This is a genomic window from Amycolatopsis sp. NPDC026612 (genome assembly GCF_040638285.1).
Classification (GTDB): Bacteria; Actinomycetota; Actinomycetes; order Mycobacteriales; family Pseudonocardiaceae; genus Amycolatopsis.
This window is the reverse complement of the sequence record NZ_JBEZYB010000001.1, coordinates 391,505-405,811: the sequence shown is the minus strand read 5'-3', so window position 1 is coordinate 405,811 and position 14,307 is coordinate 391,505. Positions and strand designations below refer to the sequence as shown.

1 protein-coding gene is annotated in these 14,307 nt (G+C 74.1%); it reads right to left on the bottom strand.

All coding sequences use genetic code 11. The annotated features are described in order from the left end of the window. Positions 1 to 26 precede the first annotated feature (26 nt). Entirely contained in the window at positions 27 to 14,267 is a 14,241-nt protein-coding gene (locus AB0F15_RS02110; protein ID WP_360263751.1) for a type I polyketide synthase, read from the bottom strand. Between the last annotated feature and the right edge of the window lie 40 nt (positions 14,268 to 14,307).

Genomic DNA, 14,307 nt, shown 5'->3' with positions numbered 1-14,307 from the left:
CTCCACGATTGGTTCGCCATCGGCGGTCAGCTCGTCTGCCCGAGGGCCCGTTGCACGAGACCGGAGATGTCCAGTGCGTCGATCAGTTCTGCGTCGTCCGAGAGCGGCACTGCCGGTTCGGGGACCTCCGGCGCGGTGCCCGCTTCGGTGCCGGGGTCGGCGTCGGCCAGGCCGAGCAGCGTGTCCAGCACGCCCGCCTCCTTGAACCGGGCGAACGGCACGGACGCGAGGACCCGCCTGAGGTCGTCCTCCCGCCCCGCCAGACCGTCGTCGGCGTCCCGGAGGAGTTCGACGCGCAGGTAGCCGACCAGCGCCTCCGGGGTGGGGTAGTCGAAGATCAGCGTCGCCGGCAGCCGCAGCCCGGTTGCCGCGTGCAGGCTGTTGCGGAGGTTGACCGCGGCCAGGGAGTCGAAGCCGACCTCCTGGAACGCCTGGCGCGGCCCGATGCCTTCGGCCCCGCTGTGGCCGAGCACCGTCGAGGCGTGCCCGCGGACCAGCTTCAGCAGGATGCGGTTCTGCTCGGCGTCCGGGACCGCCCGCAGGGAGTCCGCGAGCGACGACGCGGTGTCGCCGTCTTCGCCGTCGTCCCGCGTGGCCTGGAGGATCGCCTTCGCCTCGGGCAGCTCGGCGAACAGCGGGCTGGGCCGGACCGAGGTGAACGCGGGGATGAAGGCGGCCCAGTCCATGTCGGCCACCGCCACGGCCTTCTCGTTGCCGGCGACCGCCTGCACCAGCGCGGTGACCGCGAGCTGCGGAGCCATCGGCAGCACACCGCGGCGGCGGAGCTGGGCGAGGGCGGCCTCGTCCATGCCGATGCCGATCTGGTCCAGCGCGCCCCAGGCGATCGACGTCGCCTTCAGCCCGCGGGCCCGGCGCCACTCGACCAGGGCGTCCAGGACGGCGTTCGCCGCACCGGCCGGGCCCTGGCCACCGCCGCCCCAGATGCCCGCGATCGAGGAGAACACGACGAACGCGTCGAGCGGGGTGTCCTCGAACAGCTGGTCCAGCCACACCGCGGTGGTCACCTTGGCGGTGAACACCTCGGCGAGATCGGCCGGCGCGGTGTCGTCGACGGAACTGGTCTGCGCGATGTCGGCGGCGTGCACCACGGCCGTGACCGGCTGCTCCGGGTCCGCCACCAGCCGCGCGATCGCGTCCCGGTCGGTGTCGGCGCAGAACTCGACCGTGGTGCCGAACCCGGCCAGCTCGGCCCGCAGTTCTTCGCCGCCGTCGGTACCGGTGACGATGAGCCGTTCGGCGCCGGACTGCGCGAGCCAGACCGAGGCGTGCCGGCCGAGCCCTTCGGCCCCGCCGGTGACCAGGACCGTGCCGCGGGGTTCCCAGCGGCTCGCCGCGGACTCCGCCACGGGCTTGCGGACCAGCCGCCTGCCGTAGACGCCCGACCGCCGGACTGCGAGCTGGTCTTCCCCGCCGGCGCCGTTCAGCACGCCGAGCAGGGCCTGGGCCGTGCGCGCGTCGATCGCGGCGGGCAGGTCGACCAGGCCGCCCCACCGGTCGAGGCGTTCCAGCGCGACGGCGCGGCCGAGGCCCCACACAGCCGCCTGGGCCGGTGCGGTCACGGCGTCCTGGATGCCGATGTTCACCGCGCCGGAAGTGAGGCACCACAGCGGCGCGGACGTGGTGGTGTCGCCAAGGGCCTGGACCAGCGCGAGCGTCGAAGCGGTGATCTCGGTCGCGTCCGCGGGCCCGCCGTCGAGAGCGAGCAGCGACAGGACGCCGGTGACGTCGTTCTCCGCCAGGACAGCCCGCAACCGCTCGGCAAGCCGTTCCCGGGACGATCCCTCGATCTCCAGCCGCACGATGTCGAGTCCCTGGCCGGTCAGCTCCTTCAGGAGCGCGTCGGTGGTACCGGCCGGGGTGACGACCAGCCAGCGGCCGCCCGGCACGCCGGTGGCTTCGCGTTCGAGCGGCTGCCAGGTGACCTGGTAGCGCAGCTTCTCCGCCGTCGAGCGCTCCCGGCGCCGGTCCCGCCACCCGGCCAGCACCGGCACGACGGTGCTGAGCGCCCCGCGCTGCTCCGGCACCAGGTCGAGCAGCTCGGCCAGGCTGTCCACATCGGACTGTTCGATCGCGGTCCAGAACTCGCCGTCCGCGCCTTCGGCGGCTTCGGTGGTTTCGGCTTCGTGCAGCCAGAAGTGCCGCCGGTCGAAGGCGTACGTCGGCAGGTCCACGTGGCCGGCCGCGGGCACGGCCGCCGTCCAGTCCACCGGCACGCCCCGGACGTACAGCTCGGCCGCCGAGGCCAGCAGGCGGCGGAGTCCGCCGTCGTCCCGGCGCAGCGACCCGGTCACCACGGCGTCGTCACCGATCTCGCTCAGCGGCTGGACCAGCACCGGATGAGCGCTGATCTCCACGAACACCGTGTGGCCCCGCCCGGCCAGCTCCGCCACCGACGGGCCGAACCGCACCCGCTGCCGCAGGTTCCGGTACCAGTAACCCGCATCGACGACGGCGTGCTCGATCCACGCGCCGAGGACGGTGGAGTAGAACGGGATCGCCGGCGCCTGCGCGCTGATCCCGGCCAGGGACTTGTCCAGGGTTTCGGCGACGGCCTCGACGTGCCGGGTGTGCGAGGCGTAGTCCACCGCGACCCGCCGCACCCGGACGCCGTCGCCGGACAGCGCCTCCAGTGCCTCGTCGAGAGCTTGTGCGTCCCCCGCGATGACGACCGAGGACGGGCTGTTGACGGCCGCGACTTCCACGCGGTCCGCCCACGGCGCCAGCCGCGCGACCACGTCTTCCTCGCTCAACGCGACCGAGGCCATCCCGCCGTGGCCGGCCAGTTCGGCGGCGATCGCCTGGCTGCGCAACGCGACCACCTTCGCCGCGTCGTCCAGCGACAGCGCACCCGAGACGCACGCGGCGGCGATCTCGCCCTGGGAGTGGCCCAGCACCGCGTCGGGGACGACACCCAGGGAGGTCCACACCGCGGCGAGGCCGACCATCATCGCGAAGCTCGCGGGCTGCACCACGTCGACCCGGTCGAGCAGGTCGGCGTCACCGCGCAGCACATCGAGCAGCGACCAGCCGGTCCACTGTTCCAGCGCGGCGGCGCACTCCTTGATCCGCTCGGCGAACACCGGCGAGGAGTCGAGGAGTTCCCGGCCCATGCCGAGCCACTGCGAGCCCTGGCCGGGGAACACCCAGACGATCTTGCCGGGCCGGCCCGCGGTCCCGGTCACGACGCCGGGCGCGTTCTCGCCGCGGGCCAGGGACTGCAACCCTACCTGGGCTTCGGCAGCCGAGCCCGCGAGCACGACCGCACGCTCGTTCAGCGTCGCGCGGCCCGAAACCAGGGCACCGGCGACGCCCGACACCGGCGCGTTCTCGAGGAACGCGGCCAACCGGCCGGCCTGCCCGGACAGGGAACCCGTGCTGCGCGCGGACACCACCAGCGGCACCACGGAGGCCGCCTCTTCGGCCACGGGCTCTTCGGCGGGTCCTTCTTCGATGATCACGTGCGCGTTCGTGCCGCTGGCCCCGAAGGAGGACACCCCGGCCCGGCGCGGACGGCCGTTCCGCGGCCACTCCCGCGCCTCGGTGAGCACCTCGATCGCGCCCGCCGACCAGTCGACCTGGCTCGTGCGCTCGTCGGCGTGCAGGGTGGCCGGCATGACGCCGTGGCGCATGGCCATGATCATCTTGATCACGCCGACGACGCCGGCGGCCGCCTGGGTGTGTCCGATGTTCGACTTCAGCGACCCCAGGTACAACGGCTGGTCCCGCTCCTGACCGTAGGTGGCCAGCAGCGCCTGGACCTCGATCGGGTCGCCCAGTGCCGTCCCGGTCCCGTGGCCTTCCACGACGTCCACATCGGACGGTGCCAGCCCGGCGTTCGCCAGCGCACCGCGGATCACCCGCTGCTGCGAGGGCCCGTTCGGCGCGGTCAGGCCGTTCGACGCGCCGTCCTGGTTCACCGCGCTGCCGCGCAGGACGGCCAGCACCCGGTGGCCGCGTTCGCGGGCCACCGAAAGCCGTTCGAGGACGACCACGCCGACGCCCTCGGCCCAGCCGGTGCCGTCCGCGCCGTCCGAGTACGCCTTGCAGCGGCCGTCGGCGGACAGGCCGCGCTGGCGCGAGAACTCCAGGAAGGCGTCCGGGCTGGCCATCACGGTCGCGCCGCCGGCCAGCGCCATCGAGCACTCGCCCTGACGCAGGGCCTGCGCCGCCAGGTGCATCGCGACCAGCGACGACGAACACGCCGTGTCCACCGTGACCGCCGGGCCCTCGAACCCGAACACGTAGGCCACCCGGCCCGACGCCACGCTCGCGGCCGTCCCGGTCATCGTGTAGCCCTGGACGTCCTCGGGCACTTCGCGCAGCCGCGTCACGTAGTCGTGGTGGACGATCCCGGTGAAGACGCCGACGTCGCTGCCGCGCGCGGACAGCGGGTCGACCCCCGCGCGTTCGAGGGCTTCCCAGGACGTCTCCAGCAGCAACCGCTGCTGCGGGTCCATGGCCAGCGCTTCCCGCGGTGAGATCCCGAAGAGCACGGCGTCGAACTGCGCCGCGTCGTGCAGGAAGCCGCCCGTACGCGTGTAGCTCGTCCCCGGGTGGGCGGGGTCCGGGTGGTAGAGCCCGTCCAGGTCCCAGCCGCGGTCGACGGGGAAGCCGGAGACCGCGTCCCGCCCCTCGGCGACCAGGTTCCACAGTTCTTCGGGGCTGTCCGCGCCGCCCGGCAGCCGGGTGCTCATGCCGACGATCGCGATCGGCTCGTCGGAGACGGAGCGCGTCACCGTGACCGGCGCCGCCGGGCGCTCCCCGCGGAGTTCGGCCCGCAGGTGGTCGGCGAGAGCGGCGGGGTTCGGGTAGTCGAAGATCAGCGTGCTGGGCAGCTCCACGCCGGTGAAGTCGCGCAGGCGGTTGCGCAGCTTGATCGCGCTGAGGGAGTCGAACCCGAGGTCCTTGAAGGGCCGGTCGAGGTCGAACGCGTCCGCTTCCCGGTGCCCGAGCACCAGCGCGGCACTCTCCCGGACCAGGGCCGGCACGTCCGCCACCGGCCCGCTCACCTTCGGCTCTGCCGGTGGCGGGGTGACGCCGACGGCCGCCGTTTCGTCGACGTCGACCCAGAAGCGCTGGTGCTGGAACGCGTAGGTGGGCAGGACGGTCCCGACCGCGGTGGCCGGTTCGTCGAGCACGGCCGTCCAGTCCACGGCCACGCCGCGCACGTGCAGTTCCGCCAGAGCGGTCAGGACGGCGGGCACCTCGGCGCCGTTCTTGCGCAGGGTGGCGACGCAGCTCTGCTCCGGCCCGCCGAGCGTGCCGAGCGCCATCGCGGCGAGCGCGCCGCCCGGCCCGAGTTCGAGGAACGTCGACGCGCCCTCGGCGGCCGACGTCGTCACGGCGTCCCTGAACCGCACGGCGTTGCGCACCTGGTCGACCCAGTAGCCCGGGGTGTCGAGCGCCGCGAGTTCTCCGGTGAGCGTCGAGACGACGGGCAGCACACCGGCCCGGTACGTCAGGCGCTCCGCGACGGCGCGGAACTCGTCGAGCATCGGTTCCATGAGCGGCGAGTGGAAGGCGTGGCTGACGGCCAGCCGCCGCGTCTTGCGCCCGCGACCCGCCAGTTCGCCCGCGACGGCGAGCACGGCGTCTTCGGCGCCGGAGAGCACCACCGAGTCCGGGCCGTTGACCGCGGCGACGCAGACGGCGTCGCCGAGCAGGGGCTCGACCTCGTCCTCGGTCGCCTGGACGGCGACCATCGCGCCGCCCCCGGGCAGGGCCTGCATCAACCGGCCGCGCGCGGCGACCAGTTCGCCCGCCTCGGCCAGGTCCAGCACCCCGGACACGTGCGCGGCGGTGAGCTCGCCGATCGAGTGGCCGGCGAGGAGGTCCGGCCGCACGCCCCAGGACTCGAAGAGCCGGAACAAGGCGGTCTCCACGGCGAACAGGGCGCCTTGGGTGTACATCGTCCGGCCGAGCCGGGCGCTGTCGGTGAACACGACTTCGCGCAGCGGACGCTCGCGCAGGTGCGCGTCCACGGCGGTGCAAGCGGCGGTGAAGGCGTCGCGGAAGACCGGGAACGTTTCGGCGAGTTCGCGGCCCATGCCGGCCCACTGGCTGCCCTGGCCGGTGAAGAGGACGGCCAGTTTGCCGTCGACCGGCGTCCCGGTCACCACGCCGGGACCGAAGGCGGCGAGGTCGCTGCGGAGCTGTTCCCGGTCGGCCGCCAGGACGACGGCCCGGTGGTCGAGCCGGGCGCGGGTGGTGGCGAGGGCGTGCGCGGCGTCGGCGACCCGGACGTCCGGCCGCTCGCCGAGGAACGCGGCGAGCCGGCCGGCCTGACCACGCAGGCCCGTCGCCGTCCGCGCGGAGACGAGCACCGGCACGAGGAACCCGGCGGGCTCGGGCTCCGGCTCCGGTGTGACGGCCTGCGCGGGCACCTCTTCGAGAATGACGTGCGCGTTGGTGCCGCCGATGCCGAACGACGACACGCCCGCGCGGCGCGGGTGGCCGTTGCTCGCCCAGTCGCGGGCCTCGGTCAGCAGTTCCACCGCACCCGCCGACCAGTCCACGTGGGACGACGGCCGGTCGACGTGCAGCGTCCGGGGCAGGACGCCGTGCCGCATGGCCATGACCATCTTGATCACGCCCGCGACACCCGCCGCCGCCTGCGTGTGACCGAGGTTCGACTTCACCGAGCCGAGCCACAGCGGGGTTTCCCGCTCTTGGCCGTAGGTGGCCAGCAGCGCCTCCGCCTCGATCGGGTCGCCGAGGGTCGTCCCGGTGCCGTGCGCCTCCACGGCGTCGACGTCCGATGTGGACAGTCCGGCGGCGGCCAGTGCCTTGCGGATCACGCGTTGCTGGGACGGGCCGTTCGGCGCCGTGAGACCGTTCGACGCGCCGTCGGAGTTCACCGCCGACCCGCGGACCACGGCCAGGACCTGGTGGCCCCGGCGCCGGGCCTCGGACAGCCGCTCCACCAGCAGCAGCCCGGCGCCTTCGGACCAGCCGGTGCCGTCCGCGCCGTCGGCGAACGCCTTGCACCGGCCGTCGGGAGCCAGCCCGCGCTGCCGCGAGAACTCGACGAAGGTTTCGACGGTGCCCATCACCATCACGCCGCCCGCCAGCGCCATGGAGCACTCGCCCCGCTGCAGTGCCTGCACGGCCAGGTGCAGGGCCACCAGCGAGGACGAGCAGGCCGTGTCGACCGTGATGGCCGGGCCCTCGACGCCGTAGTGGTAGGCCACGCGGCCGGAGAGGACGCTCGCCGAGCCCCCGGTCAGCCGGAAGCCCTCGACGCCGGCGGCCCGGTGCATCCGCGTGCTGTAGTCGTGGCTGTTGACCCCGGCGAAGACGCCGATGTCCTGCCCGGCCAGCGTGGCCGGGTCGATCGCGGCCCGCTCGAACAGCTCCCAGGACGTCTCGAGCAGCAGCCGCTGCTGCGGGTCCATGGCGAGCGCCTCGTTCGGCGAGATGCCGAAGAAGGCGGCGTCGAACCCGGCGGCGTCGTCGAGGAAGGCGCCGTGCCGGACGTACGTGGTGCCTTCGTGGTCGGGATCTTCGTGGTAGAGCCGGTCGGTGTCCCAGCCGCGGTCGCCGGGGAACTCGGTGACGGCGTCGACGCCGTCGGCCACCAGCCGCCACAGGTCTTCCGGGCTGTGCACCCCGCCGGGGAACCGGCACGCCATCGCCACGATCGCGATCGGCTCGTCGGCCGCGGCCGCCGTGGTGGGCCCGGCCGGGCGGGCGGCCCCCGCACCGAAGAGCTTGGCGCGCAGGTGTTCCGCGAGCGCCGGGGGCTTCGGGTAGTCGAAGATCATCGCCGGGGAGAGGGTGAGCCCGGTCGCGGCGGCCAGCCGGTTCCGCAGTTCCACCGCGGTCAGCGAGTCGAAGCCGGCGTCCTTGAACGTCCGTCCGGAATGGACGGATTCGGCACCGGAGTGGCCGAGCACCTCCGCGGCGTGCCGCCGCACCAGGTCGAGCAGGGCGCCGGCCTGCTCGACCTCGCCGAGGCCGGCGAGGCGCTCGGTCGGCGACGCCGTCTTGGCCGCCGTCCGCCGCGGCAGCGGGGCCAGGCCACGCAGCAGCGGCGGAACCGGACCCCCGCCCTTCGCCGTCGCCCGCAGGGCGGCGACGTCGAACTTCGCCGCCACGAGCGCGCCACCGGTGCCGAGGGCGGCGTCCAGGAGCGCCATGCCTTCGTCGGCGGCGATCCCGGACATGCCGATCCGCTGGTTGCGCCGCAGGTCGGCGGCGCCGAGGTGCTGGGTCATGCCGCTGACCGCCGACCAGTAGCCCCAGGCGATGGACACTGCCGGCAGGCCGAGACCGGTGCGCTGGTGCGCCAGGGCGTCCAGCCCGGCGTTGGCCGCCGCGTACCCGGCCTGGCCGGGGTTGCCGAGCACGCCCGCCGCCGAGGAGAACAGCACGTAGGCGGCGAGGTCGGCGTCCCGGGTCAGCTCGTGCAGGTGCCGGGCCGCGTCCACCTTCGGCCGCCGGACGGTGGCGAGCCGGTCCGGGGTCAGCTCGGTCAGCACGCCGTCGTCGAGGACGCCGGCGGTGTGGATCACGGCGGTGAGCGGGTGTTCCGCCGGGATCGCCCGCAGGACGGCTTCGAGCTGCGCCCGGTCCGCCACGTCGCAGGCAGCGATGGTGACGGACGCGCCCAGCGCGGTCAGCTCGTCGCGCAGTTCGGGGGCTTCGCCGCGGCGGCTGACCAGGACCAAGTGGCGGACGCCGTGGGTCGTGACGAGGTGCCGGGCGGTCAGCGCGCCGAGCGTGCCGGTGCCGCCGGTGATCAGGACGGTGCCTTCGGGATCGAGCGGGCGCGCGGCCGGCGCCTCGGTCACCCGGGCGAGCCGGGGCACCGACGCGACGCCGCTGCGCACCCGCACCTGCGGTTCGCCGCTCGCCACCACGGCGGGCAGCGCAGCGTGGTCGTCGAGGTCGGCCAGGACGAGCCGGCCCGGGTGCTCCGACTGCGCCGAGCGCACCAGGCCCCACACCGCGGCCGCGTCGGGTTCGGCGCTGTCCCCGGTGACCACGGCCAGCCGGGTTTCCGCCTGGGCGGGGTCCGCCAGCCAGGCCTGGAGCGCCGTCAGGGTCGCCTCGGCCGACGTGGCTTCGTACGGCAAGAAGTCCGTGGCTTCGGCGGCGGGCAGCGGGATTTCCGTCCAGTCGACGCGGAAGAGCGCGTCGACGGTCCCCTGGCCGGGGGCGAACGGCGTGCCCCGCACGGATTCGACGGTCAGGACGGGCTGCCCGGCCGGGTCGGTCAGCCGCAGGCCGGTCGCCGTCGGGGTCACGGTCACGGCCGTGGCCCCGGAAGCCAGCAGGGACACGCCGGTCCAGCCGGACGGCTGCAGGTCGTCGCCGACGACCGTGCGGACGGCGGCGTCCAGCAGCGCGGGGTGGATCCCGTACCGGTCCGCGTCGCGCAGGCCGTCCACGGTGACGTCGGTGGCGTCTCCCGCCGCCGCCGGCTCTGTCACGGCGACGGCGGGAGAGAGTGTGCCGTGGGCGTGCCGGGTCCACGGCTCATCCGCCTCGCGGGAAAAGACCTCGATCGGACGCCGCTGCTCGCCGGGTTCGCCGACGATCAGCTGGACCTCCCGGCCACCGCGGGGCGGGAGCACCACCGGCGCGTCGATGGTCAGTTCGGCGAGGAAGGGCGTGCCGGCCAGGTCGCCGAGCCGGATGGCCGCCTCGACCAGCGCCGCGTTCGGGACCAGGCCGTCCACCGCCCAGGGCTGCGTCCGGCGCGTCCACCGGGCCACGGCCGTGAGGCGGTCCGAGCCGGGCGTGCTGACGATCGTGCCCAGGAACGAGTCGCCGTCCGAAGTCGGTTCGGCCGGTTCGGCCGGTTCGAGCCAGTAGTGCCGGTGGTCGAAGGCGTAGGTCGGCAGGTCGACCCACCCGGCGGCAGGCACCATCGCCGTCCAGTCCACGTCGATGCCGCGGACGAACAGTTCGCCCATCGAGGTCAGGAGCCGGCGCAGGCCACCGTCTTCACGCCGCAACGTCCCGATCGCGTCCCCGGTGAGCTCGCTCAACGGCTGGACCGTCACCGGGTGCGCACTGACCTCGACGAACACCTGGTGGCCCTGCTCGATCAGGGCCGTCGCGGCCGCCCCGAACCGGACCTGGTTGCGCAGGTTCCGGTACCAGTAGCCGCCGTCCAGGACCCTGGCTTCGCGCACCCACTCGCTCGTGACGGTGGAGTAGAACGGCACCACCGGGGCCTGCGCGCTGATCCCGGCCAAGGCCTGGTCAAGAGTGTCGCGGATGTCCTCGACGTGCCGGGTGTGCGAGGCGTAGTCCACCGCCACCCGCCGAACCCGGATCCCCTGCGCGGAAAGGGCTTCCACCGTCTCGTCGAGGGCGCGGGCGTCTCCCGCGATCACCACCGACGACGGGCCGTTGACGGCGGCCACCTCGACCCCGTCCGCCAGCCACGAGACCACGGCGTCCTCGCCCAGGGCGACCGACGCCATCCCACCGCGCCCGGAGAGTTCCGCCGCGATGGCCTGGCTGCGCAGCGCAACGACCTTCGCGGCGTCGGCCAGCGACAACGCCCCCGAAACGCAGGCAGCCGCGATCTCACCCTGCGAGTGCCCGACGACGGCGTCCGGCCGGACCCCCACGGACTCCCAGACGGCAGCCAGCCCGAGCATCACCGCGAAACAGGCGGGCTGCAGCACGTCGACCCGGTCCAGGTCGCCCTCGCCCCGCAGGACGTCGATGAGCGACCAGTCGATCCACGGCTCCAGCGCGGCCGCGCACTCGGCGATCCGCGCGGCGAACACCGGGGACTCTTCCAGCAGCTCACGGCCCATCCCGGCCCACTGCGTCCCCTGCCCCGGGAACACCCACACGACCTTGCCCGGTGTCCCGGAACCAACCGCATTCAGCGCCCGCAGCCCGGTCACGGCTTCCTCGCGCGAACCGGCCACGACGACGGCGCGTTCGTCCAGCACCGCCCGGCGCGACGCCAGCGATCCGGCCACCTCGGTCAGCGACACGTCCCCTTCGAGGAACGCCGCCAAGCGCTCGGCCTGCCCGGACAACGCCGCCGCGCTCCGCGCCGACACCACCAGCGGCACCACCGCCGCTTCCGAGGTGGCGACCGGCTCTTCGGCAGGCGCTTCCTCCAGGATCAGGTGCGCGTTGGTCCCGCTGACGCCGAACGACGACACCCCGGCCCGGCGCGGACGGCCGGAGCGCGGCCACTCGCGCGCCTCGGTCAGCAGCTCGACCGCGCCCGCCGCCCAGTCGACCTCGGCGGTCGGTTTGTCGACGTGCAGGGTCGGCGGCAGCACCTCGTGCCGCAGCGCCTGGACCATCTTGATCACACCCGCCACGCCGGCGGCCGCCTGTGCGTGCCCGATGTTCGACTTCAGCGAGCCGAGCCACAACGGCTGCTCCCGCTGCTGCCCGTAAGTGGCCAGCAGGGCTTGCGCCTCGATCGGGTCACCCAGCGTCGTGCCGGTTCCATGGGCCTCGACGGCGTCCACATCGGACGGTGCCAGCCCGGCCGCGGCCAGCGCGCGGCGGATCACCCGCTGCTGCGAAAGGCCGTTCGGCGCGGTGAGCCCGTTGGAGGCGCCGTCCTGGTTGACCGCGCTGCCGCGCAGCACCGCCAAGATCCGGTGGCCGCGCTCGCGCGCCACCGACAGCCGCTCGAGGACGACCACGCCGACGCCCTCGGACCAGCCGGTCCCGTCGGCGGCCGCCGCAAAAGCCTTGCACCGCCCATCCGGCGCCAGCGCCCGCTGCCGGGAGAACTCGACGAACGAACCCGGCGTCGCCATCACCGTGACCCCACCGGCGAGCGCCATCGAGCACTCGCCCTGCCGCAGGGCCTGCGCGGCCAGGTGCATCGCCACCAGCGACGACGAACACGCCGTGTCCACCGTGACCGCCGGGCCTTCCAGGCCCAGCACGTAGGAGACGCGGCCGGAGGCCACGCTCGACGCGACACCGGTGGTGACGAAACCTTCGAGTTCCGGCGCCACCGCACCGGACCCGTACCCCTGGCCCATCAGCCCGGTGAACACGCCGGTGTCGGTGCCCTTCAACGCGATCGGGTCGACCCCGGCGTTTTCGAGGGCCTCCCACGACGTCTCCAGCAGCAACCGCTGCTGCGGGTCCATGGCGACGGCCTCGCGCGGCGAAATCCCGAAGAACCCCGCGTCGAACTGGCCGGCGTCGTGCAGGAACCCGCCCTGGCCGACGTACGACGTCCCGGCGCGTTCCCGGTCCAGGTCGATCAGGCTGTCCAGGTCCCAGCCGCGGTCGCCGGGGAACTCCGAGACGGCGTCGACGCGCTCGGCCACCAGCCGCCACAGGTCCGCCGGGGAAGCCACGCCACCGGGCAGGCGGCACGCCATCCCCAGGATCGCGATCGGCTCGTCCGGGTCGGCCGCCACGACCGGCTCGGCGACGGCCTGCGTGATCCCGAGGAGCCCGGCCCGGATGCGGGCGGCCAGCGCCACCGGCGTGGGGTGGTCGAAGACGGCGCTGGCGGGCAGCCAGAGCCCGGTGTGCTCGGTCAGCCTGTTGCGCAGCTCGACGATGGCCAGCGACGTGAAGCCGAGATCGCGGAACGCGCGCCCGGCCGGGACCGGCTGCCCCAGCACGTCGGCCGCCTGGGTGCGGACGAGGTCTTCCAGCAGCTCGCACTGCGCCCGTTCGTCCAAATGGGACAGTCGTGCGCGCAGCGCCGCCGCGACGGCCGAGTCGGCGTGCCGGGACTGTTCCTCGTGTTCGGTCGCGGCGTACCGCAGCTGTGCGGGCTCGTCGGCCAGCAGGCCGCGCCGGATCTTGCCCGACGCGGTCCGGGGGATGTGCGTGACTTCGAGGATCCGGTCCGGCACCTTGTAGGCGGACAGCTGCTCGCGGCACTTCTCGATCAGGGCTGCGGGATCGAACCCGGCCGGCCCGGGGATCACGTAGGCGACCGGCACCTCGCCGAGCGTGTCGTGCGGCACGCCGCCGACCGCCGCGTCGGCGACGCCGTCGACCGTGCGCAGGACCGCCTCGACCTCGCCGGGGTGGATGTTCGCGCCCCCGCGGATGATGAGTTCCTTGATCCGGCCGCAGATGGTGAAGTAGCCGGCCTCGTCGCGGCGGGCCAGGTCGCCGGTCCGGAACCAGCCGTCGCGCATCGCCGCGGCGGTCGCTTCCGGGCTGTTGTGGTAGCCGAGCATGACGTTCGGCCCGCTGACCCAGACCTCGCCCTCCTGGCCGGCGGGGACGTCGAGCCCGGTGCCGGGGTCGACGACCCGCACGTCGACGCCGGGCACGGGCCGGCCGCACGAGCCGTCGACGCGGGCGCCGTCGGGCGGGTTCATGGTGATGGCCCCGCACGTCTCGGTGCTGCCGTAGGCGTCGATCAGCGGGACCCCGAAGGTCTCTTCGAACTCACTCCGCAGCCCGGCGCCGAGGACCGCGCCCCCGGCCAGGGCGATGCGCAGGCTCGGGGCCGCGAAGCCGCGCTGGCGGGCGGCCCGCACCAGGTGGTGGTAGGTGGTCGGCACGCCGGCCAGGAACGTCGAGCTCTCCTCGATGAGGAGCCGCATCACGTCGTCGGCGGAGCTGCCGTCGGCGATCCGGACGGTGGCGCCGACCACGGTGGCGGACAGGACGCAGGCGATGTGCGAAAGGCTGTGGAACAGCGGGAGCGGCCAGAGCACCCGATCCTGGTCCGACAGCCCGGGGAACGGCACGTAGCAGGAAGCGACGGACCAGAGGCCGTTGCGCTGCGTCGACAGGACGCCCTTGGGCCGGCCGGTCGTCCCCGACGTGTAGAACATCCACGCTGGCTCGTCGAGCTCGAGGTCGTCCGCGGCTGGCTCGGCCGGTTCGCGGACGGCGAGTTCGTCGTACGAATGCGCGCCTGCCGGCACGTCGTCGCCGGTCACCAGCAGCTCGACGTGCGGCGCGAGCCGGAGCCGGGCCGCCTGCGTGACATCGGTGATGACCACGGTGGCGCCGCTGTCGGCCAGCGGGTGCGCCAGCTCGGCCGTCGCCGAACCGGGGTTGAGCGGCACGCCGACGGCGCCCGCGCGCAGGATCGCGAAGTAACTCTCCACAGTGGACACCCGGTTGCCGAGGCAGAACGCCACCCGGTCCCCGTGCCGGACGCCGAGGCCGGCCAGGTGCCCGGCCAGCCTGCGCGTCCGGGCCTCCAGGTCGCCGTAGGTGACTGACCGGTGGTCGTCGGCGAACGCCGGCTTGTCGGCGAAACGGGTCGCGTTCTCCAGGAGTGCGACGTGAAGTGGCTTGATGAGGTCGGTGCGCACTGGGCCGCGGATCCTTTCGGCGGTTCGGAGGGGAAGAACG